The following is a 19,490-nucleotide window of genomic DNA, read 5'->3' as shown; positions in this document are numbered from 1 at the left end:
GCATGTCCATCACTGAAGACGAGGCGCGCAAGGTCGCCCATCTGGCCCGTATCGCGGTCGAGGATTCGCATCTTCCCGCGCTGGCGGCCGAGCTGAACAATATCCTGCATTTCATGGAGCAGCTGAACGAGGTCGATGTCGACGGCATCGAGCCGATGACCGGCGTCACGCCGATGCGCCTGAAACGGCGCGCGGACGTGGTGACCGATGGTGGCTATCCGCAGAAAATTCTGGCCAACGCCCCCGATGCGCGCGAGGGGTTCTTTGCCGTGCCGAAGGTGGTGGAATGAGCGATCTGAACAAACTGACCATTGCCGATGCACGCGACAACCTGCGCGCCGGCAAGATTTCCTCGGCGGAACTGACCGAGGCCTGCCTGTCCGCGATCGAGGGCGCCGGCGCTTTGAATGCCTTCGTGCTGGACACGCCGGAACTCGCCCGCGAAATGGCCAAGGCCGCTGACCAACGCATCAAGGCCGGCGACGGCGCGGCGATGACCGGGATTCCGCTGGGGATCAAGGATCTGTTCTGCACCCGCGGCGTCACCACCCAGGCCGCCAGCGGCATTCTGGACGGCTTCGTGCCCGAATATGAATCGACCGTGACCCGCAACCTGTGGAATGCCGGCGCGGTCATGCTGGGCAAGCTGAACATGGACGAATTTGCCATGGGCTCGTCCAACGAAACCAGCGTTTACGGCAATGCGGTGAACCCGTGGAAGGTCGATGATCGGAAGCTGACGCCGGGCGGCTCGTCGGGCGGCTCGGCGGCGGCCGTTGCGGCTGACCTTTGCCTTGCCGCGACCGGCACCGATACCGGCGGCTCGATCCGCCAGCCCGCGGCGTTCACCGGCACGGTCGGACTGAAGCCCACCTATGGCCGCGTTAGCCGCTGGGGCACGATTGCGTTCGCATCCTCGCTGGATCAGGCGGGACCGATGACCAAGACGGTGCGCGACGCGGCGATCATGCTGGGGGCGATGGCGTCTGTTGATCCCATGGATTCGACCTCGGCCGATATTCCGGTCCCGGATTTCGAAGCGGCACTGACCGGCGACATCCGTGGCAAGAAGATCGGCATCCCGCGCGAATACCGCATGGAGGGAATGCCGGCGGAAATCGACGCGCTTTGGCAGAAGGGCGCAGATATGCTGCGCGACGCCGGAGCCGAGATCGTCGACATCTCGCTGCCGCATACGAAATATGCGCTACCCGCCTATTACGTCATCGCGCCTGCCGAAGCCTCCTCTAATCTCGCCCGCTATGACGGCGTGCGCTATGGCCGCAGGGCAAAGCTGGGGCAGGGCGACGGCATCGTCGAGATGTACGAAAAGACCCGCGCCGAGGGCTTCGGGCCAGAGGTCAAGCGCCGGTTGATGATCGGCACCTACGTACTGTCGGCGGGTTTCTATGATGCCTATTATAACCGCGCCCGCAAGGTGCGCGCGCTGATCAAGCGTGACTTCGATCAGGCCTATGCCTCGGGTGTGGACGCGATTCTGACGCCCGCGACGCCGTCGGCGGCGTTTGGCCTTGGGGATATGTCGGGCAAGGACCCGGTCGAGATGTACCTGCTGGACGTGTTTACGGTCACCGTGAACCTCGCCGGGCTGCCCGGGATTTCGGTCCCGGTGGGGCTGGACGCGCAGGGGCTGCCCCTGGGGCTGCAGCTGATCGGTCGCCCGTTCGACGAAGGCGATCTGCTGAACCACGCCTATGTTCTTGAACGCGCGGCTGGCTTTGCCGCCCGTCCTGCGCAATGGTGGTAACGGAACGGATGAAAAAGGGGCGTGCGATGAAGAAGATGTTTCTCGGTCTGGCCTGCCTCGCGGGGCTTGCCGCCTGCGCGGATGGACGGGGGCAAGTGGCCGATCCCCGATATCGGTTCAGCAGCGATGCGCCCTATGACCAGTACCGCGCTGCGCGCGAGATGGCGCTGACCGGTCGGGGCGAGGCGTTGCTGACGGTGCCACGGGCGCGTCCCTATAACGCACCGACACCGGAAATGATCGCCAGCCCGACCGCCATTCAGCGGATGTCTGGCCAGACATCGGGAACAGTTGCGGCCGGTACCGTGCCGGCTTCGGGCAAGGGCGGCTATTACGACCCGGCTACGGGCCAGCGGCTCGCCTCGGCGCCGGCAGCGCGCCCGGCGACGGTTGCCGCTCCGGCAGCTGCTCCGGCGCAGCCAGCCCCGCCTGAACGCCCTACCGACGCACTTACCCGCTACGCTGAATCGCAGCGCCACGCGCCTGGCACGGCGATCTATGCCCGCGCCGGCGGCTCGGCCGCGGATGCCGCAAGGGCCTGCGCACGTTCCCCCAACCCGAACGCGGCGCAATTGCAATTCCTGGCATCGGGCGGCCCGCAGCAGGATCCGATGGGAATGGACCCGGACGGCGACGGTTATGTCTGTGGCTGGACCCCCGCGATACAGCGGGCCAGCCAGTTGTGATCCTGCGCGCCGGCGCTGCACCGATCCGGCTGAACAACTCGCCCTGGCCGCGCCATGTTGCTCAACAGGCGCGGCCCGGCATAACCCTCAATGGCAATGCCGCCTTCAGTCTGGCCCAAATATCCCGGGGTGAGGCCCGGCACGGGCCGAGGGGCAGCGCCCCTGTTCCGCGATGACCCATCCCAGCCCCAACCATGGCGAAAGACGCGATGGCGCGCGACCGTCGCTGATCGTGATCCATTACACCGGCATGTCCGATGCCGCCTCTGCCCGCGAACGCCTTTGTGATCCGGCGGCCGAGGTCAGCGCCCATTGGCTGATCCACGATGACGGCACGCCAGAGGCCCTCGTGCCTGAGGAGCTTCGCGCCTGGCATGCCGGCGCTGGCTCCTGGCGCGGCCGGGATGACGTGAATTCCCGCAGCATCGGGATCGAGATCGCCAATCCCGGCAACCGCCCCTTTGCTGCCGCCCAGATGGACACGCTGGAACTGCTGCTGGCGCGGATCATGGCGCGGTGGTCCATTGGCCCCGACGGGGTGATCGGCCATTCCGACATGGCGCCGGGCCGCAAGATCGACCCCGGCCCGCGTTTCGATTGGGCGCGGTTGGCGCGGCGGGGGCTGGCGTTGCATCCGTCGGCGCCGAGCGATGATGCGCCCCTTGCCGCCAGTCTTGATGCAATCGGCTATCCCGAGGCCGCACCGGAAACGCGTCTTGCCGCCTTTCGCCTGCGCTTCCGCCCCGGTGCGACCGGGCCGGAAAGCGCCGAGGACCGGCGCATGGCTGCTGCCGCGGCAACACTCTTTACCAGTCTTCAGTAAGGCTCTTGCCCTTGTCGTCCGACATCGCTAACGGCGGCGGATGGAATTCGCACGCTATCGCCCTCATCTGATCGCCACGCTGGCGCTCGGCCTGCCGCTGGTCGGCAGCCATCTTGCGCGCATGGCCATCGGCATTTCGGATACGGTCATGGTCGGCTGGTACGGGGTCGAGGCACTGGCGGCGCTGGTGTTGGCGACCTCGTTCCAGTTCATCCTGATGATGCTGGGATCTGGCTATGGCATTGGTGTCATGGGGCTTCTGGCGGCGGCGAATGCGCGCGGCGATACCACCGAGATCCGCCGGGCGACCCGCATGGCGCTGTGGCTGTCGGCCATCCATTCTGTGCTGATCATGCCGTCCCTGTGGTATTCCCAGCCGATCCTGCTGGGGCTTGGCCAGACGCCCGAGGTGGCGCAGCTGTCGCAGGACTATTTGCGAATCGCCGGCTTTGGCGTGGGCGCGGCGCTGTGGGCGATGGTGCTGAATTCCTACCTCGCCTCGATGGAGCGAACGCAGGTCGTGCTGTGGCTGACGGTGGCCGGCATTCCGCTGAATATCCTGCTGAACTGGGTCTTCATCTTCGGTAATCTCGGCGCGCCGGAACTGGGTGTCAGGGGGGCGGCCATTGCCTCGATCTCGACCCAGTTCATCACTTTGGCAGCGATCCTTGCCTATGCGCTGTGGTTGCCTCAGACGCGGCCCATCGCACTGCTGCAGCGCTTCTGGCGCCCTGACTGGCCGGCATTCCGGGCGATCTTCTGGCTGGGATTGCCGGTCGGTCTGACCCTGGTGGCCGAGGTCGGCATGTTCGTCGGCACCAACATCATGATGGGCTGGTTCGGCACCCGCGAATTGGCCGCGCATGGAATAGCGCTGCAACTGGCCTCGATCACCTTCATGTTCCATCTGGGCATGTCCAACGCGGGCACCATCCGCGCCGGGCAGGCGCAGGGGCTTGGCGATCCGGTCATGCTGCGTGATGCGGCGGCGACGGTGATCACGGTTTCGGTCCTGTTCGGGGTGCTGACCAGTCTTTGGTTCATGCTGGCCCCCGGGCCGCTGGTGGCGCTGTATCTGGACCCCTCGGACCCCGAGGCGCCTTCGATCCTTGCGCTTGCGACCGGGCTGATGTTCTGGGCGGCGCTGTTCCAGCTGGTCGATGCGTTGCAGGTGCAGGGGCTGGGGCTGCTGCGCGGGGTGCAGGATACACGGGTGCCGATGGTGCTGGCGGCGATCAGCTATTGGGTGATCGGCCTGCCCACGGCCTATCTGCTGGCTTTCCCGCTGGGGATGGGGCCGGCCGGGCTTTGGGCGGGGCTGCTGGTCGGCCTGTCGGTCGCGGCAGTGCTGATGCTGCGCCGCTTCTATGCCGGGCTTGCGCGCGGGGACTGGACCCGCGCCGCCCCGGCGCGATAGGCTGCGCGGGCAATTACCGAAAGGCTGCCCATGCGCCCCGTTTTCGTGCAGTTTCACTGCGCCCCCGGCAAGACCTATGCCGTCGCCGATGCCATCTATGACCGCGAGGTGGTGTCGGAACTTTACTCCACCTCGGGCGAATTCGACCTGCTGGCCAAGGTCTATATCCCCGATGATGTGGATGTCGGCCACTACCTGAACGAAAACCTGTTCGACATCGAAGGCATTGTCCGCACCCTGACGACGATGACCTTCAAGGCCTTCTAAACCGGTGGCGAAGGTGGCCCACCACGGCCGAAAGCCGAGGCGCGTGCCGATTAACTGGCCGGCGCGGTCTTTTCGCCTGCAACAGGGCCTTTTCACCCGCGCCCCGAAGCCTTAGGTTTCGGGGCGAATTTTCAGGGGGGACGCATGTCGTTCTTTTCCAAGCTGCGCGAGCGGCTGACCAAATCATCATCCAAGATCGGGCAGGGGCTGGACGATCTGGTGGGCGAGGGCACGCCGGAACCGGCCACGCCGGCCGCGCCAGAACCTGCGCCGCCCCCACCCGCACCGCCCAAAGCGGCGGAACCGGCACCTGCCGTGATACCGACGCCCGCACCTGCACCGACGCCTCCGCCGACCCCGGCACCGCGGGCGGCGGAACCTGCGCCTGCACCCGCACCTCAACCCGCGCCAAAGCCCGGCCTGATGGGCCGCCTGTTCGGCACCGGCGCGCCCACGGCCGCCGAACCCCGGCGCGAGCTTGACGATGCCATGTTGGAGGAGTTGGAGGACACCTTAGTCGCGGCCGATATGGGGGTCGAGACGGCCCTGAGCGTCACCGCCAATATCGCCGAAGGGCGGATGGGGCGGCGGATTTCCTCGACCGAGCTCAAGACCCTGCTGGCGGATGAAATCACCCGGATCATGACCCCGGTGGCCCGGCCGCTGCCGCTGTATCCGAAGAAGCCGCAGGTTGTGCTGGTGGTCGGCGTCAACGGCTCTGGCAAGACCACGACGATCGGCAAGCTGGCCAGCCAGTTCAAGGCGGCGGGCAAGAACGTGGTGATTGCGGCGGGCGATACCTTTCGCGCCGCAGCGGTCGAACAGTTGCAGGTCTGGGGGCAGCGCGCGGGCGTCCCGGTGATGACCGCGCCCGAAGGGTCGGACCCCGCAAGCCTCGCCTTCGACGCCATGACCCGGGCAGAGGCCGAGGGGGCGGACCTGCTGATGATCGACACGGCGGGCCGGTTGCAGAACCGTCAGGACCTGATGGAGGAACTGGCCAAAATCGTCCGCGTCATCCGCAAGAAGGATCCTTCCGCGCCGCATAATACCCTGCTGGTTCTGGACGCGACGACCGGCCAGAACGCGCTGTCACAGGTCGAAACCTTCCGGAAGCTGGCCGATGTGTCGGGTCTGGTGATGACCAAGCTGGACGGCACTGCGCGCGGCGGCGTGCTGGTCGCGCTTGCCGACAAGTTCGGCCTGCCGATCCACGCCATCGGTGTGGGCGAACAGATCGACGACCTCGACGCGTTCGAGCCGCAGGACTTCGCCCGCGCGCTTGTGGGGCTTTGATGGCGGGCCGCGTCCCGCCGGTCGCGGTCTTTGCCATCGTCGCACTCGCCCCCGCGCTGCTGCTGATCTGGGGCGCGGCCAACGGCGGCTGGGCCATCTGGGCCGGGTTCCTGTGGATGGCCGTCGCGGCGCCGCTGGCAGACACGATCATCGCGCGCGGCTTTGGCGACGCTGAAGATGGCGCGCGCTTTCCCGGCGCGAATGCGCTTTTGGTCGTGCTGGCGATCATCCATCTTGACCTGCTCGTCGGGGCGCTTCGCGGCTTTGCGAATGACTGGCTCAGCGGGCCGGAACGGGTGGCGCTGTTTCTGGGCGCGGGCATGTGGTTCGGACAGGTCTCGAACTCTTTCGCGCATGAGCTGATCCATCGCGGCAGCCGCGGCCTGTTCCGGCTGGGTGCTGCCGTCTATGTCACGCTGCTGTTCGGTCATCATGTCAGCGCTCACCGGCTGGTCCATCATGTTCATGTGGCGACGGATGGCGACCCGAACTCTGCCCGGCAGGGCGAGGGCTTCTGGCGCTTCTTTCCCCGTGCGTGGTTCGGATCCTTCAAGGCCGGACTGGCGGCAGAACGGAAGCGCGCGGCGTCATCGGGGCGGATGAACCCTTACGCATTCTGGAATGGTGGGGCTGCGCTTTGCACGGTGCTGGTGTGGGTGATTTTCGGACCGCGCGCGACGCTCGACTATCTGCTGCTGTGCCTTTACGCGCAGATGCAGCTGATGCTGTCGGATTACGTCCAGCATTACGGGTTGCGCCGCGCGCGGAATGACGGGCGGCCGGAGCCGGTCGGCCCCCGCCACAGCTGGGATGCGCCGCATCCGTTTTCGTCGCTGGCCATGGTCAACGCGCCGCGCCATTCCGACCACCATGCTCATCCGGGACGGGAATATCCGGCGCTGCGCCTTGGCGCGGATAGTCGCCCGATGCTGCCTTGGTCGCTGCCTGTTATGGGCGCGATTGCGATGGTGCCGCCTTTGTGGCGCCGGGTGATGGACAGGCGGGTGACGCGGATGATGGCAGATTAGGTGCCGCGCGGCTTGGCGCGCAGGGTCGGATCGGCCTCGGTCGGGTCTTCGGGCCACGGGTGACGCGGATAGCGGCCGCGCATATCCTTGCGCACATCGGCGTAAGATCCGGCCCAGAAACCGGGCAGGTCGCTGGTCACCGCAATCGGCTTCTGACCGGGCGACAGCAGGGTGATACGCAGCGGCTGGCGGCCGACGGTCGGGTGCGTGGTCTGGCCGAACAGCTCTTGCAAGCGAAGCTCGATCGAGGGGGTTTCGGCGTCGTAATCAATCGGCACCTTGCGCCCCAGGGGCGTGGTGAAATGGGCAGGAGCCAGCCGGTTCAGCGCCTGTTGGCCATCCCAACGCAGCAGGTCCATCAGCGCAGGAACAAGGTCCAGTGACCTGATATCGTTTCTGTTTTTGACTTTCCCAAGATGCGGAATCAACCAGTCGCCGTCCGCCAGAAGCGCGTCATCTGACACATCGGGGCCATCCGGCAGCAGCCGAATCCGGGCGCGCAGGCGGGCGGCGGCAGGCGACCAACTTAGCCCTTCGGTGCGTACTCCTTCCCATGCGGCGCGGGAAAGCGCGTCGGGGGCAGGAGATTCCAGCGGGCGTTCGGTCAGGGTCAGTGCGCCCAGCTTTTCGCGCAGACGAGCGGTAATGCGGCCTTCGCGCGCGGACCACTCGACAGCCTCCGCGGGTTCGATCCGGTCGGCGAAAAGGTCGCGGATCTCGGATTCGGTGATTGGCAGGGCCAGCCGGATCTTCGATTCGCGCCCCTCGCCGTCCAGATCGGTGGCAACGATCAGGCGTTCGGCGCCCATTGCGTCGCCCTCGGCCATGATCGCGCCGCGCCCGCCCGACAGCAGATATCGCGGCTGGTCGCCAGGCCGGCGCATCCCGATCCGGTCGGGATAGGCGAGTGCAGCCATCGCGCCGGGCGACAGCGCCGGGCCGTCACCCGACAGACGGCGCAGGCGCGCTGCCTCGGTGCGGATGCGGTCAAGCGCGCCACGCGCCGGGCCGTGACGGGCAGGGTCGCGCAGCGCCCGCAGCCGCAACGTCAGATCGGCGCCAGCACCCCGCAGTGGGTCGCGGTCTTCTATCAGCGCTGCCAGCTCGGCCGCGCCGCGTCCCGCCTGCGTCAGCATATGGGCGATGCGCGGATGGACCGGCAGCTGCGCCAGCGCCTTGCCGTGGGCGGTGATACGGCCGCGGCCATCCAGTGCGCCCAGATCGTGCAGCAGCGCACGGGCCTCGGTCAGCGCGGCATCGGGCGGTGGGGTCAGAAAGGCCAGATCGGCACCGTCGCTGCCCCAGTTGGCCAGTTCCAGCGCGAGGCCCGACAGATCCGCCACGGCGATTTCGGGCGGGGCATAGGCGGGCAGGGCGCCTTCCTCGGCCCGCGCCCACATCCGGTAACAGATCCCCGGCGCGACCCGGCCGGCGCGGCCACGGCGCTGTTCGGCCTCGGCCCGGCTGACCTTTTCGGTGACCAGCCGCGACATGCCGGAACCCGGATCAAAACGAGCTCGCCGCGCCCGGCCTGCATCGACCACCACCCGGACGCCGGGGATGGTCAGCGAGGTTTCCGCGATCGAGGTCGCCAGCACGATCCGCCGCCGTGGTCCGGGGGGCGCCAGCACCTCGCGCTGTGCCTTGAAATCCATGGCGCCATAAAGGGGCAGGATCTCGGCGGGCAGGTCTGACAGGCTTGCAGCGACCCGACGGATCTCGCCCTCGCCCGGCAGGAAGGCCAGGATGGAGCCGCCGGGGGCGTGGCGGGTTTCCGCCTCTGCGGTGGCGATCAGGCGGGCGGCTTCGACGTCAAAGCGGGTGCCGGCGGGCAGGGGGCGGGGCAGGTGGCGTGTTTCGATCGGATAGGCGCGGCCCAGGCTTTCGACGATGGGGGCATCATCCAGCAATGCCGCGACCGGACCCGCATCCAGCGTGGCCGACATGACCAGCACTTGCAGATCGGGCCGCAGCGCCCCGCGCGTTTCCCAAACCAGCGCAAGGCCAAGGTCGGCGTTCAGGCTGCGCTCGTGAAATTCGTCGAAGATCACGCAGCCGACACCGTCAAGCGAAGGATCGGATTGCAGCATCCGGGTCAGGATGCCCTCGGTCACAACCTCGATCCGGGTACCCGGCACGGATTGCCCGCGCATGCGATAGCCCACGTCTTGCCCCGGCTGCTGACCCAGACTGTCGGCCAGACGCTCGGCCGCCGCACGTGCGGCAAGCCGGCGGGGTTCCAGCATGACGATCTTGCCGGGGGTCTGGTCCAACAGTGCCAATGGCACCCGCGTGGTCTTGCCCGCGCCGGGCGGTGCGATCAGGACCGCGCGGCCATGCTGGGCCATTGCCGCGCGCAGGGCGGGCAAGGCGTCCTCGATCGGCAGGCTGGCGGGCGCGTTGTCGGTCATGGCTGCGTTATGGCGCGCAGGCCCGCGCCCTGCCAGCGGAAATACTTGCAGAGGTCGCACCGGCAACCGATATGAAACCGGTTGCGGGGGAAAAGGGTTGTCCCGGAAAGAGATGGCGGGACGATGGGCATTACCGACTTCACGAATGACCTGATGCGTGGCATCGGTATGGGCGATCCAGTCATCCGGCTGGGGGTCACCGGTCTCAGCCGGGCGGGCAAGACGGTCTTCATCACCTCGCTGGTGGCCAATCTGATGGACCGGGGGCGGATGACGGCGCTGCGGGCCGCGGCCGACGGCTCAATCAAGGCGGCGTGGTTGCAGCCGCAGCCCGACGACACGGTGCCGCGCTTTGAATTCGAACGTCATCTTGCCGCGCTGACCGGCCCGGAACCCTATTGGCCCGAGGGCACGCGGCATATCTCCGAATTGCGGCTGTCGCTGCGGGTGCAGCCGAAAGGCATCCTCGGCGGTTGGCGCAGCCCGCAGACGGTGCATCTGGATATTGTCGATTATCCCGGCGAATGGCTGCTGGACCTGCGCCTGATGGAACGCAGCTATGACGAATGGTCGGCCGAGGTGCTGGAGCGCATGCCCGGCCGCCCCCGCGCCGAGGATTACATGGCAGCGCTGGCGGCGACCGACCTGCACGCGGCGCTGTCGGAACAGACCGCGCAGGAACTCGCCGCCGCCTATACCGCGCATCTGAACGCCTCGCGCGAGGCCGGCTGGTCGGATTGCACGCCGGGCCGCTTCCTGCTGCCGGGCGAGATGGCTGGATCGCCCGCGCTGACCTTTGCGCCGCTGCCGCCGGTTGAGGGCAAGTCGCCCTTGCGCCGCGAATTCGCCCGCCGATACGAGGCCTATAAGTCGCGGATCGTGAAGCCCTTCTTCCGCGACCATTTCGCCCGTATCGACCGGCAGGTGGTGCTGGTTGATGTGCTGGGCGCGATCCATGCCGGCCCGCCGGCGCTGGAAGATCTGCGCCGAACCATGGCCGACATCCTGTCGGCCTTCAATCCGGGCCGGGCCGGTTGGCTGGCGCAGGTGCTGGGCCTGCGCCGGGTCGAACGGATCCTGTTCGCGGCGACGAAGGCTGACCACTTGCACCACACCCAGCATCCCCGCCTGACCAATATCGCAACCGCCCTGCTGCGCGAGGCCCGCGACCGCGCCGATTTCGCCGGTGCCCGGACCGAGGCCATGGCCATCGCCGCCCTGCGCGCCACGACCGAGGCGATGATCGAACAGAACGGTCAGGAGCTGCCCGCCGTTCGCGGCACGCTGATGGATGGGCGCCGCGCCGCCTTCTATCCGGGCGAGCTGCCCGCCGATCCCGCATCCCTGCTGGTCCCCGCCCGAGAGGGTCGCAGGGAATGGCTGGACGGAGATTATGCGGCGATGAATTTCCGGCCTGCCGCCGATACCTCGCGCCCCGGCGACGGCCCGCCCCATATCCGGCTGGACCGCGCCGCCGAATTCCTGATCGGAGACCGCCTGTGACCGAACCGCGCCGCCACGGACCCGTGCTGATCGAACTGGATGATGGCACGCCCCAGCCCTCTGCCAGCGCCAACCCCGCCGACGCCGCACCGATCGAGGATGGCGCAGCGGTTCTGCCGCGTCCGCGCACGATGGAACTGGTGACACGGCTGGCCGGGCGCGGTCCCTCGCGCCTGACGCGGTTCCTGTTCAATACCGGCGCGGCGCTGTTTACCTTCCTGCTGTCGGTGGGGGCGCTGAATTATATCTCGGGGCTGATGACCAGCTGGCCGATCCTGGGTTGGATCGGGGTCACACTGTTTGCGCTGTTCACGCTGGCGGTGCTGGCGGTGGCCTTCCGCGAATATCGGGCATGGGGCCGGTTCGCGCAGATCGACCAGATCCATCGCGATGCCGGCCTTGCGCTGTCGAAGGACGATCTGACAGCGGCGCGGTCGGTGGTAAAGCGGCTGGATGCGATTTATGCCTCGCGCCCACAGGCGCAATGGGGGCGGGCCGAACTGGCCGAACGCAGCGGCGATGTCTTTGACGCCCAGACCCTGCTGACGCTGGCCGAAACCCAGCTGCTGGCGCAATTGGACCAGGAAGCCCGGCGCGAAATCGAGGCCGCCTCGCGCACCGTCGCCGCCGCCACCGCGATGATCCCGCTGGCCTTCGCCGATGTGGCGGCGGCGCTGGCGGCCAATCTGCGGATGATCCGGCGCATGGCCGAAATCTATGGCGGGCGCGCAGGTGCGGTTGGCGGCTGGCGGTTGGCGCGGACGGTGATGACGCATCTGGTTGCGACGGGCGCGGTCGCTGCGGGCGACGACATGATCCACACGCTGGCCGGCGGCGGATTGCTGGCAAAACTCTCGCGTCGCTTTGGCGAGGGCGTGGTGAACGGCGCACTGACCGCCCGCGTCGGCATCGCCGCGATGGAGGTCTGCCGCCCCTTGCCTTTCATCGCTCAGCCCCGGCCAAAGGTTGGCAATCTGGTCTCGCGCGGTCTCGCCGGGCTGTTCGGCACCGGTGATGCACCCACCGCGCCCCCTGAGGACCAGACTGCCCCGAAGGGCTGAGGGGTGCCGGTAAGGCCCCCTTGAACGCCGCCCCCCGGCTCGTTACCTTGGGACTAACTTGATATCGGAGGGCGTGACCATGGCGCCCAGGCGTCCTGCGGGTGCGGACGCGTTCCCGACTGCAAAGGTTGAGCCGTCAGGCACCCGCCAGCCCGATTCGGGGCCGCTTTATGCGGCTTTGGATTTGGGAACAAATAGTTGCCGGATGCTGATTGCCCGACCGACGGGCAGTCAGTTTCAGGTCGTTGACAGCTTTTCGAAGCCGGTCCAGCTCGGTCAGGGGTTGGAGGCCTCGGGGCGGCTGTCGCGTGCGTCCATGTCGCGCACCGTGCATGCGCTGCAGGTGTGCCGGCGCAAGCTGGAACAGCACGAGGTGCAGAATATGCGGCTGGTCGCGACCGAGGCCTGCCGCCGCGCGCGCAACAGCCGCGACTTCATGCGCATGATCCGGCGCGAGACCGGCCTGCCGATCGAGGTGATCGGGGCCGAGGAGGAGGCGCGCCTTGCCGTCATCTCTTGCGCGCCGCTGGTCAATCAGCAGACGGAACAGCTGCTGGTCGTCGATATCGGCGGCGGCTCGACCGAGCTGGTCTGGATCGATCTGGCCGAAGTCGATCCGAACGAACGCTCGCGCGCGATCATGAAGCTTGGCGACAGTTTCACCTCGATGCCGGGGGGCGCGCGGGTGGTCGACTGGATCAGCGTGCCGCTGGGTGTGGCGACCTTGCGCGACCAGTTCGCCGACGTCACCGACGATCCCGGCCGCTTCGCCCTGATGAGCTGGTATTTCGAAGAAATGCTTGCCGATTTCGCCCCCTATGCAAAGGGTGCGCCGGATCGTGGTTTCCAGATCATCGGCACCTCGGGCACCGTCACCACGGTGGCGGCCAGCCATCTGGGGCTGAAGCGCTATGACCGCACCAAGGTCGACGGGCTGACCATGACCAGTGCAGAAATCGACGCGGTGATCCGCACCTATCTGGCCCTTGGCCCCGAAGGCCGGCGCGCCGATCCGCGCATCGGGCGGGAACGTCACGCGCTGATCATGTCGGGCGCGGCGATCCTGCAGACGCTGATGCGGATCTGGCCGACGCGGCGGCTGTCGGTCGCCGACCGCGGCCTGCGCGAGGGGCTTTTATATTCTCAGATGGTCCGCGACGGGGCCATCACAGACGACGCATTGAACGGGGTAACCTGATGGTAAAGAAGCCGGGCGGCGGCGTGAACGGGCCGCGCGAACGCAAGTCCTCTGGCCGGGGGCAGCGCGACCTGAAGGTGCGGGTGAAGACGGCGAAGGGACGCAAGCTCAGCTCGACCCTTTGGCTGGAGCGACAGCTGAACGACCCCTATGTCGCCCGCGCCCGGCGCGAGGGCTATCGCGGCCGTGCGGCCTTCAAGATCCTGGAGCTTGACGACAAGTATCGCTTTCTGGTCCCCGGCGCGCGTGTGGTCGATCTGGGCTGTGCGCCCGGCGGTTGGCTGCAGGTGGCGATCCCGCGCATCAATGCTTTGGGCGAGAAATCGGGCAAGAAGGTCGGCCGCATCATCGGCGTCGACCTGCAAGAGGTCGACCCGATCCCCGGCGCTGAGATCCACGTGCTGGACTTTTTGGAAGACGGCGCCGACGACAAGGTGAAGACCTGGCTGGGGGGCGAGGCCGATGTGGTCATGTCCGACATGGCCGCCGCGTCCTCGGGGCATAAGGGCACCGACCACTTGCGCATCGTGGCCTTGGTCGAGGCCGCCGCTCAGCTGGCATTCGACGTGCTGGCACCGGGCGGCACCTTTGTCGCCAAGGTTCTGGCGGGCGGGGCCGAGCAGAACCTGCAAGCCCTGCTGAAACAGAATTTCGAAAAGGTCGCGAATGTGAAGCCCGGTGCATCGCGCGCCGATTCGTCCGAGAAATTCGTGGTGGCGATGGGATACCGTGGGGCGCAGCCCGTCGCGGTGGAAGACGAAGACGAGGCTTAACCCTGCGGCCCTACCTGCAGGGTTTCCCATGATTTCATGCGGTTGCGGAACCATATCCGCTGTGATTTCGCATATTGGCGAGTGGCGATGATGGCGCGTTCCAGCGCCGTCGCGGCATCGGTTTCTTCGCGCAGATAGGCGGCGATTTCAGGTGCACCGATGGCGCGGGTCCATTGCGCGCCCGGCGCCCATTCGGGCAGCATGGCGCGCACCTCATCCACTGCGCCTTGATCCCACATCTGCCGGAACCTCCGGTCGATCCGTTCCGCCAGCCAGTCCCGGTCCGAGGTCAGCACCAGACAATGCGCATCCTCTGGCGCGATCATCGGCGCGGGCGTGTCCTGCTGCCAGGCGGAGATGCCGCGCCCCGTCGCCTCCAAAACCTCCCATGCGCGCTGAACGCGGACGGGGTTGCGGGTGTCGATCTTCTCGCGCGTGGGGGGATCAAGGGCCGCGACCATCTGTTCCAGCCCGCCTGCGGCCAGCCAAGCGTCGCCGCGCGCCCGGATTTCCGCCGGCACCGCAGGAATCGGTGCCAGACCCGAGGTCAGCGCCGTTAGATACAGCCCCGTGCCGCCCGCCACGATCAGCCGGCCTTTCAGCCCGGCCACATCCTTCAACCAATCGCCCACCGAATAGGCCCGGCCGGGATCGACATGGCCGTAAAGCGCGTGTGGGGCGGCGGCTTCGTCGGCCTCATCCGGGCGCGCGGTCAGCACGCGCCAGCAGGACCAGATCTGCAACGCATCGGCATTGACCACCGTGCCGCCCTGCGTTTGCGCGATCTGCAATGCCAGTGCGGATTTACCCGATGCCGTCGGCCCCGCGATCACCACATGGCGATCCGGGTCGATCCCGGCGATGATCTTCTGCGCGTCCATGTGTTCACCCGGTTGAACCTTTGGCCCTTTTGCGACATTTTGCGCGCCAGTTGAACCGCTGGAAGGGCAAAGCAGATGAGCGACACCGAAGTTAAGACCCCGACCAGTTATGATCGCGTCATGCTGAAGATCTCGGGCGAGGCGCTGATGGGCGATCAGGGCTTTGGCCTGCACCCGCCGACCATTGCCCGCATCGCTGATGAGGTCGAATCGGTCCAGCAGATGGGCGTAGAGGTCTGCATGGTCATCGGCGGCGGCAATATCTTTCGCGGTCTGCAGGGCAGCGCGCAGGGGATGGAACGCACCACCGCCGATTACATGGGGATGCTGGCCACGGTGATGAATGCGCTGGCGATGCAATCGGCACTGGAAGCCAAGGGCATCCACACCCGCGTCATCAGCGCGATCCGCATGGACGAGGTGGCAGAGCCCTATATCCGCCGCCGCGCCGTGCGCCACCTTGAGAAAAAGCGCGTCATCATCTTCGCCGCTGGCACCGGGAACCCCTATTTCACCACCGATACCGCCGCGACCCTGCGCGCGTCTGAAATGAACTGTCAGGCGATCTTCAAGGGCACCAAGGTCGACGGGGTCTATGACAAGGATCCGAACAAGTTCGCCGATGCCGTGCGCTATGACGAAGTCACCTATGACGAGGCGCTGCAGAAGAACCTCGGCGTGATGGATGCATCGGCGATTGCGCTGGCGCGTGACAACAAGCTGCCGATCATCGTGTTTTCGCTGGACGAGCCGGGCGGCTTCCGTGGCATCCTGTCGGGTGAAGGCACCTATACCCGCGTCACCGACGGCAAGACCCGTCCGGGTCGCGAGGTGAAATCCTGACCCTGATCCCGTCCTGCCCGCGCACGGTCAGCCGCGCGACGGGCACCGGCGGGACGGTCGTTTCAAGCCGGTGATCGCGCAGCATCAGCGACAGCATCAGCGGCCCTTCAACCATCGCAAATCCCGCGCCGGGGCAGACGCGCGCGCCGGCCGAGAACGGGATATAGGCGCGGCGCTGGCAGGCGCGGCCGTTTTCCGTCTCCCATCGTGCCGGATCGAAGCCGTCGGGGTTGTCCCACAGGCGTTCATGGCGGTGCAGATGCCAGGGAGAGACGACGATCTGCGCGCCCTTCGGCACCTCGCGGTCGCGGAACTGTTCCGGGCAGGCGGCCTCGCGCACCATCATTGGCACCGGCGGGTAAAGGCGCAAGGCCTCCCGGAAGACTGCACGGCTGAGGTTCAGGCGTGAAATAACTGAAAATTCGGGGTTTTCTGGATTGATCGCGGTGCGAGACTCGGCCGCGACGCGGTCCTGCCAGTCGGGATTGGCCGCCAGAAGCCACAGCGCCCATGCCAGCGCCGACGCGCTGGTTTCGTGACCGGCAAGGAAGAAGATCGCCACCTGATCGACCATTTCGGGCGGCGTGAAAGTTTCGCCCGTCTGCGGATCCGGCGTGGTCATGATCTTGGTCGCCAGATCGTCGGGTGCGGTGCCGTCCTTGATCCGCGCCGCGCGTTCGGCGACCAGCCGCGCGATCAGCCCTCGGATATGTGCGGCCGTCCGGCGGGTGCGGCGCGAATGGAAGCGCGGGAACCATGCGGGCAGGGGGATCAGCGCGCCGGCATTCACGATCGGCTGGGCGTCCTGATGGGCGCGAAAGGCGGCAAAGACCTGCGCCGCTGTCGCGTCCTCGATCGGCAGCGAAAACAGCGTGCGGAAGATCACATCGGCCGCCGCGTGCGAGGTCACGGGCTCCAGATCGATTTCGGCCGATTGCGGCAGGCGGCGGGCGGCGGCAAGGCTGGCGTCCCAGATCTGCGGAAAGATCTCGCGCAGGCGGCCACCTTCGAATGCGGGATCGATGATGCGGCGCTGGCGTTGCCATTCCGCGCCATTGGTGACGAAGACGGATCGCCCCAGCAGCGGCGCCAGCCCCTCGCGCAGGCGGTTCGATTTCGGGAAATCGGCCGGACGTTCGCGCAGGACGAGGCTGACCAGCTCGGGGTCGTTGCAGACAAAGCTGTGGATCGGGCCGGTGCGATATTCCGCCATCCATGCGCGATAAAGCCGCGCGGGTAGCGCCGACAGCAGATCGCGGCGGAAATGACGCAGGTAATGCAACAGGCCGGTGCGGCCTTCGCTGGAGGCGGGTTTGGGTGCAGTCATGGATAATGCCAACGATTGGCCGGGGTGGTGATGCGGCCGGGCGAATGGCGGCGATTGACAAAGCGTTCGGCCAGCGTCAGGGGGCCGGCGGTGATCTGGAAATAGTCGTACTCGCCGGGCCGGTCGAAGGCGCAGAGATACTGGAAGTGCAACCGGAACCAGCGGTTGCGTAGCACCTTCTGCTTTTCGGGCGACAGCGTGCGGGTGAAGGCCGCCGACAGCACCAGCGGGCCGCCGCCGCCAGCAGGCACAGATCGCGACACCGCCACCGGATCGCAAAGGCCAAAGCTGCAGGCATCGCCCGGCGCGGTCACATCGACCCAGACCTGCCCCTGCGCCGCCAGATCATGCAGGTCCCGGCGCAACTGGTCCGCGCCCGGCAGGAAGGACGCCATCGGCACCACATGGCCAAGCGTCAGCAACGCGACATTCGCAGGCAGCCGCCGCGCGCGCGCAAGCTGCGCCAGGGCGGAAACCGCGATATAGGCGCCCGAGGAATGGCCGATCACCAGCACCTCGTCCCAGTCGCCCGCCGCGACCTGCGCGATACGCTCGGCAAAACCCGTGATACGGTCTTGCAGCGCGGGCGGATAGGCGCCGCCATTCTGCGCCGTGAAGGCAAAATCATGCATCAGGTAATAGGCGAAGATCTTCCCATCCAGCTTGCGCCACTGCCGCAGGCCCAGCACGAAGACCACCAGCGCCACCGGCAGCCCCGCCCACCACGTCGCAACAAGCGACACCAGCCAGCCCGCCAGCCATCCGGCAAACCCCGCGACCAGTGCCTGCGCCAGAAGCACGGCGATGGGATACAGCGCGGCAAGCACAGGCCCCCGCCGAAGCCGCATCAGCCGCCACAGCGCGCCCGATCCGATATAGGCCCATGCGGTCCGCGCCAGTTGCGCATAGGTGGCCGGGATCGACTGGCCCATCGAACCGGCGACGATATCGGACCAGACCAGCACCTCGAATTCGGCCTGCGCTGACTGGCCATCAATGATCGTGCTGGCCCCCCAGCCAAAGCCGGTGCGATCCGTCCGCGCGCCGGTTTCCAGAACATAGCCGGAAATCGCCGCCTGCTCGGCCCCTTCGCGCTTGTAAAGCTCGCGATAGCGGCGCGGCGGAATCGGGTCGTAACCGGGAATATACAGCACCCGGCGACGCATCAGATCTTTCCGATCCTCGGCAGGTCGCGCAGCATGATTTCGCGCGAATTCGACGCGAATTCCCGCCGCCAGGTCAGCGCAAACACCACGGTGGTGGTGATCGCCAACATCCACGCACCGGCCAGCCACCCAAGGGCCGCCAGCCCGAAATAGACGCTGCGCAGCCCGATATTATAGCTTTTGGCGGCGGTCACGTTCAGCTCTGCCGCCTGGTGGGCGCGGATATCGGCCAGGGGATCATCGGCCTCGTTCGGGACCGAGGCCATCAGGATCGCGCAATAGCCGAAAAGCCGATGCGCCCAGACGAATTTCAGGAACGCATTGGCGACGAAGAACAGTGCCGTCATCACTTTCAGCTGCCACAGGACGGTGGGCGCCTGACCCAGTTCCAGCTCTCCGGCGACCTGGCGTAGGCTTTCGGGGTTGCCGATCAGCGCCATGCCACCCCCGATCGCGATCATCGAGGCGGATGCGAAGAACGTCGTCCCCTCGCGCAGGGTTTGCAGGATCGCGCTGTCGAAGATGCGCGGCTGGCGGGTGATGAACTGGCGCATCCATTCGTGACGATAGTTGACCATCAGCGTGCTGACCGACGGGTGCCGGGCAGGGGGATGTTCGGTCAACCAGCCGATGCCAAGCCATGCGGCGAATAGCCACAGCAGCGCCAGCAGGTCGGCGAGTGTCAAGACGGATAGGATCGTGGGCATATGCATGCTGCATTGATAGGGCGACATCGTCACGGTTGCCAGCCGCAAACGCGCCCTCTAACAATGGGATATACGTCAGAAGGAGGACGAGATGGCCGCACCTCACGCCATTCACGAAGAATTCCCCGATGATGCGGAAGTCATTCACAAGCTGAAGATATCCGATGCGCATTTCGCCAGGCTTCTGGAGGAATATGACAGCCTCAACGATGAGGTTGCGGCGGCCGAAACCTTCGTCAAGCCGACCGCCGAGGATGCCGAGACAGAGATGCGCCGCCGTCGCGTGCTGCTTAAGGACCAGATCGCCCGCGCCATCGCTGCGGCGAAGTCCTGAA

The 19,490-nt window shown here is 66.8% G+C and carries 19 protein-coding genes; 14 read left to right on the top strand and 5 right to left on the bottom strand.

What is annotated here, in order from left to right; genetic code table 11:
* The first annotated feature begins 2 nt into the window (after positions 1-2).
* The 8 genes from gatC to G7044_RS05230 all read left to right on the top strand — a co-directional run bounded on the left by gatC (position 3) and on the right by G7044_RS05230 (position 7,285).
* The gene (gene gatC, locus G7044_RS05265; RefSeq protein ID WP_166326692.1) at positions 3-290 is read left to right on the top strand and encodes an Asp-tRNA(Asn)/Glu-tRNA(Gln) amidotransferase subunit GatC; all 288 of its coding nucleotides are present in this window, start codon (positions 3-5) and stop codon (positions 288-290) included.
* Positions 287-1,768 (top strand): Asp-tRNA(Asn)/Glu-tRNA(Gln) amidotransferase subunit GatA, encoded by a 1,482-nt coding sequence (gene gatA / locus G7044_RS05260; protein WP_166326690.1) that lies wholly within the window; start codon positions 287-289, stop codon positions 1,766-1,768. Before gatC ends, gatA begins: the two co-directional genes overlap by 4 nt.
* A 26-nt stretch (positions 1,769-1,794) precedes the next feature.
* On the top strand, positions 1,795-2,454 hold the full coding sequence (locus tag G7044_RS05255) for a hypothetical protein (protein ID WP_166326688.1): 660 nt from the start codon (positions 1,795-1,797) through the stop codon (positions 2,452-2,454).
* Between the two features lie 172 nt (positions 2,455-2,626).
* Positions 2,627-3,277, top strand: coding sequence for an N-acetylmuramoyl-L-alanine amidase (locus tag G7044_RS05250; RefSeq protein ID WP_166326686.1), 651 nt, complete (start codon positions 2,627-2,629; stop codon positions 3,275-3,277).
* Positions 3,278-3,317: 40 nt separating this feature from the next.
* Positions 3,318-4,694, top strand: coding sequence for an MATE family efflux transporter (locus G7044_RS05245; RefSeq protein WP_166326684.1), 1,377 nt, complete (start codon positions 3,318-3,320; stop codon positions 4,692-4,694).
* Positions 4,695-4,724: 30 nt separating this feature from the next.
* Positions 4,725-4,961, top strand: a complete 237-nt coding sequence (locus G7044_RS05240) for an Lrp/AsnC ligand binding domain-containing protein (RefSeq protein ID WP_166326682.1) — start codon at positions 4,725-4,727, stop codon at positions 4,959-4,961.
* A 144-nt stretch (positions 4,962-5,105) separates the two neighbouring features.
* The gene (ftsY, locus tag G7044_RS05235) at positions 5,106-6,257 is read left to right on the top strand and encodes a signal recognition particle-docking protein FtsY (RefSeq protein WP_166326680.1); all 1,152 of its coding nucleotides are present in this window, start codon (positions 5,106-5,108) and stop codon (positions 6,255-6,257) included.
* Complete coding sequence (locus tag G7044_RS05230; RefSeq protein WP_166326678.1) at positions 6,257-7,285, top strand: alkane 1-monooxygenase; 1,029 nt, start codon at positions 6,257-6,259, stop codon at positions 7,283-7,285. The genes ftsY and G7044_RS05230 overlap by 1 nt, the downstream gene beginning before the upstream one ends.
* Here G7044_RS05230 and hrpB read toward each other — a convergent pair.
* Positions 7,282-9,696: an ATP-dependent helicase HrpB gene (hrpB, locus tag G7044_RS05225; protein ID WP_166326676.1), complete on the bottom strand. Its 2,415-nt coding sequence runs from the start codon at positions 9,694-9,696 to the stop codon at positions 7,282-7,284. The genes G7044_RS05230 and hrpB overlap by 4 nt on opposite strands.
* A gap of 123 nt (positions 9,697-9,819) precedes the next feature.
* Here hrpB and G7044_RS17945 point away from each other — a divergent pair, with 123 nt between their 5' ends.
* The 4 genes from G7044_RS17945 (at position 9,820) to G7044_RS05210 (ending at position 14,231) form a co-directional block, all read left to right on the top strand.
* Positions 9,820-11,199: a YcjX family GTP-binding protein gene (locus G7044_RS17945; protein WP_235931133.1), complete on the top strand. Its 1,380-nt coding sequence runs from the start codon at positions 9,820-9,822 to the stop codon at positions 11,197-11,199.
* A complete protein-coding gene (locus tag G7044_RS05220; protein WP_328803808.1) occupies positions 11,196-12,260 on the top strand; it encodes a YcjF family protein in 1,065 nt (354 codons plus the stop codon). The genes G7044_RS17945 and G7044_RS05220 overlap by 4 nt, the downstream gene beginning before the upstream one ends.
* Before the next feature lie 79 nt (positions 12,261-12,339).
* Positions 12,340-13,458, top strand: a complete 1,119-nt coding sequence (locus G7044_RS05215; RefSeq protein WP_166326672.1) for a Ppx/GppA phosphatase family protein — start codon at positions 12,340-12,342, stop codon at positions 13,456-13,458.
* The gene (locus G7044_RS05210; protein WP_166326670.1) at positions 13,458-14,231 is read left to right on the top strand and encodes an RlmE family RNA methyltransferase; all 774 of its coding nucleotides are present in this window, start codon (positions 13,458-13,460) and stop codon (positions 14,229-14,231) included. The genes G7044_RS05215 and G7044_RS05210 overlap by 1 nt, the downstream gene beginning before the upstream one ends.
* On the opposite strand, the gene miaA is transcribed toward G7044_RS05210, so the two are convergent.
* On the bottom strand, positions 14,228-15,112 hold the full coding sequence (miaA, locus tag G7044_RS05205; protein ID WP_166326668.1) for a tRNA (adenosine(37)-N6)-dimethylallyltransferase MiaA: 885 nt from the start codon (positions 15,110-15,112) through the stop codon (positions 14,228-14,230). The two genes, G7044_RS05210 and miaA, sit on opposite strands and share 4 nt — an antisense overlap.
* 75 nt (positions 15,113-15,187) lie before the next feature.
* On the opposite strand from miaA, the gene pyrH reads away from it, so the two are divergent.
* Positions 15,188-15,955: a UMP kinase gene (pyrH, locus tag G7044_RS05200; protein ID WP_166326666.1), complete on the top strand. Its 768-nt coding sequence runs from the start codon at positions 15,188-15,190 to the stop codon at positions 15,953-15,955.
* Here pyrH and G7044_RS05195 read toward each other — a convergent pair.
* The 3 genes from G7044_RS05195 to G7044_RS05185 are packed head-to-tail and all read right to left on the bottom strand — an operon-like array spanning position 15,912 to position 19,155.
* The gene (locus G7044_RS05195) at positions 15,912-17,282 is read right to left on the bottom strand and encodes a cytochrome P450 (RefSeq protein WP_166326664.1); all 1,371 of its coding nucleotides are present in this window, start codon (positions 17,280-17,282) and stop codon (positions 15,912-15,914) included. The two genes, pyrH and G7044_RS05195, sit on opposite strands and share 44 nt — an antisense overlap.
* A complete protein-coding gene (locus G7044_RS05190) occupies positions 17,279-18,448 on the bottom strand; it encodes a hypothetical protein (RefSeq protein ID WP_166326662.1) in 1,170 nt (389 codons plus the stop codon). The genes G7044_RS05195 and G7044_RS05190 overlap by 4 nt, the downstream gene beginning before the upstream one ends.
* Positions 18,448-19,155: a DUF599 domain-containing protein gene (locus G7044_RS05185; protein ID WP_166326660.1), complete on the bottom strand. Its 708-nt coding sequence runs from the start codon at positions 19,153-19,155 to the stop codon at positions 18,448-18,450. Before G7044_RS05185 ends, G7044_RS05190 begins: the two co-directional genes overlap by 1 nt.
* A gap of 91 nt (positions 19,156-19,246) precedes the next feature.
* Between G7044_RS05185 and G7044_RS05180 the strand changes: the two genes are divergently transcribed.
* Positions 19,247-19,489: a YdcH family protein gene (locus tag G7044_RS05180; RefSeq protein WP_166326658.1), complete on the top strand. Its 243-nt coding sequence runs from the start codon at positions 19,247-19,249 to the stop codon at positions 19,487-19,489.
* The last annotated feature ends 1 nt before the right edge of the window (position 19,490 follow it).

It is taken from the genome of Paracoccus xiamenensis, from assembly GCF_011308835.1.
Taxonomy (GTDB): domain Bacteria; phylum Pseudomonadota; class Alphaproteobacteria; order Rhodobacterales; family Rhodobacteraceae; genus Paracoccus; species Paracoccus xiamenensis.
This window is presented reverse-complemented; position numbering and strand designations above follow the sequence as displayed.

Excerpts from the sequence above, each read along its gene's own strand:
- gatC (WP_166326692.1), top strand. The coding sequence starts at position 3 with ATGTCCATCACTGAAGACGAGGCGCGCAAGGTCGCCCATCTGGCCCGT.
- gatA (WP_166326690.1), top strand. The coding sequence starts at position 287 with ATGAGCGATCTGAACAAACTGACCATTGCCGATGCACGCGACAACCTG.
- G7044_RS05255 (WP_166326688.1), top strand. The coding sequence starts at position 1,795 with ATGAAGAAGATGTTTCTCGGTCTGGCCTGCCTCGCGGGGCTTGCCGCC.
- G7044_RS05250 (WP_166326686.1), top strand. The coding sequence starts at position 2,627 with ATGACCCATCCCAGCCCCAACCATGGCGAAAGACGCGATGGCGCGCGA.
- G7044_RS05245 (WP_166326684.1), top strand. The coding sequence starts at position 3,318 with ATGGAATTCGCACGCTATCGCCCTCATCTGATCGCCACGCTGGCGCTC.
- G7044_RS05240 (WP_166326682.1), top strand. The coding sequence starts at position 4,725 with ATGCGCCCCGTTTTCGTGCAGTTTCACTGCGCCCCCGGCAAGACCTAT.
- ftsY (WP_166326680.1), top strand. The coding sequence starts at position 5,106 with ATGTCGTTCTTTTCCAAGCTGCGCGAGCGGCTGACCAAATCATCATCC.
- G7044_RS05230 (WP_166326678.1), top strand. The coding sequence starts at position 6,257 with ATGGCGGGCCGCGTCCCGCCGGTCGCGGTCTTTGCCATCGTCGCACTC.
- hrpB (WP_166326676.1), bottom strand. The coding sequence starts at position 9,696 with ATGACCGACAACGCGCCCGCCAGCCTGCCGATCGAGGACGCCTTGCCC.
- G7044_RS17945 (WP_235931133.1), top strand. The coding sequence starts at position 9,820 with ATGGGCATTACCGACTTCACGAATGACCTGATGCGTGGCATCGGTATG.
- G7044_RS05215 (WP_166326672.1), top strand. The coding sequence starts at position 12,340 with ATGGCGCCCAGGCGTCCTGCGGGTGCGGACGCGTTCCCGACTGCAAAG.
- G7044_RS05210 (WP_166326670.1), top strand. The coding sequence starts at position 13,458 with ATGGTAAAGAAGCCGGGCGGCGGCGTGAACGGGCCGCGCGAACGCAAG.
- miaA (WP_166326668.1), bottom strand. The coding sequence starts at position 15,112 with ATGGACGCGCAGAAGATCATCGCCGGGATCGACCCGGATCGCCATGTG.
- pyrH (WP_166326666.1), top strand. The coding sequence starts at position 15,188 with ATGAGCGACACCGAAGTTAAGACCCCGACCAGTTATGATCGCGTCATG.
- G7044_RS05195 (WP_166326664.1), bottom strand. The coding sequence starts at position 17,282 with ATGACTGCACCCAAACCCGCCTCCAGCGAAGGCCGCACCGGCCTGTTG.
- G7044_RS05190 (WP_166326662.1), bottom strand. The coding sequence starts at position 18,448 with ATGCGTCGCCGGGTGCTGTATATTCCCGGTTACGACCCGATTCCGCCG.
- G7044_RS05185 (WP_166326660.1), bottom strand. The coding sequence starts at position 19,155 with ATGCCCACGATCCTATCCGTCTTGACACTCGCCGACCTGCTGGCGCTG.
- G7044_RS05180 (WP_166326658.1), top strand. The coding sequence starts at position 19,247 with ATGGCCGCACCTCACGCCATTCACGAAGAATTCCCCGATGATGCGGAA.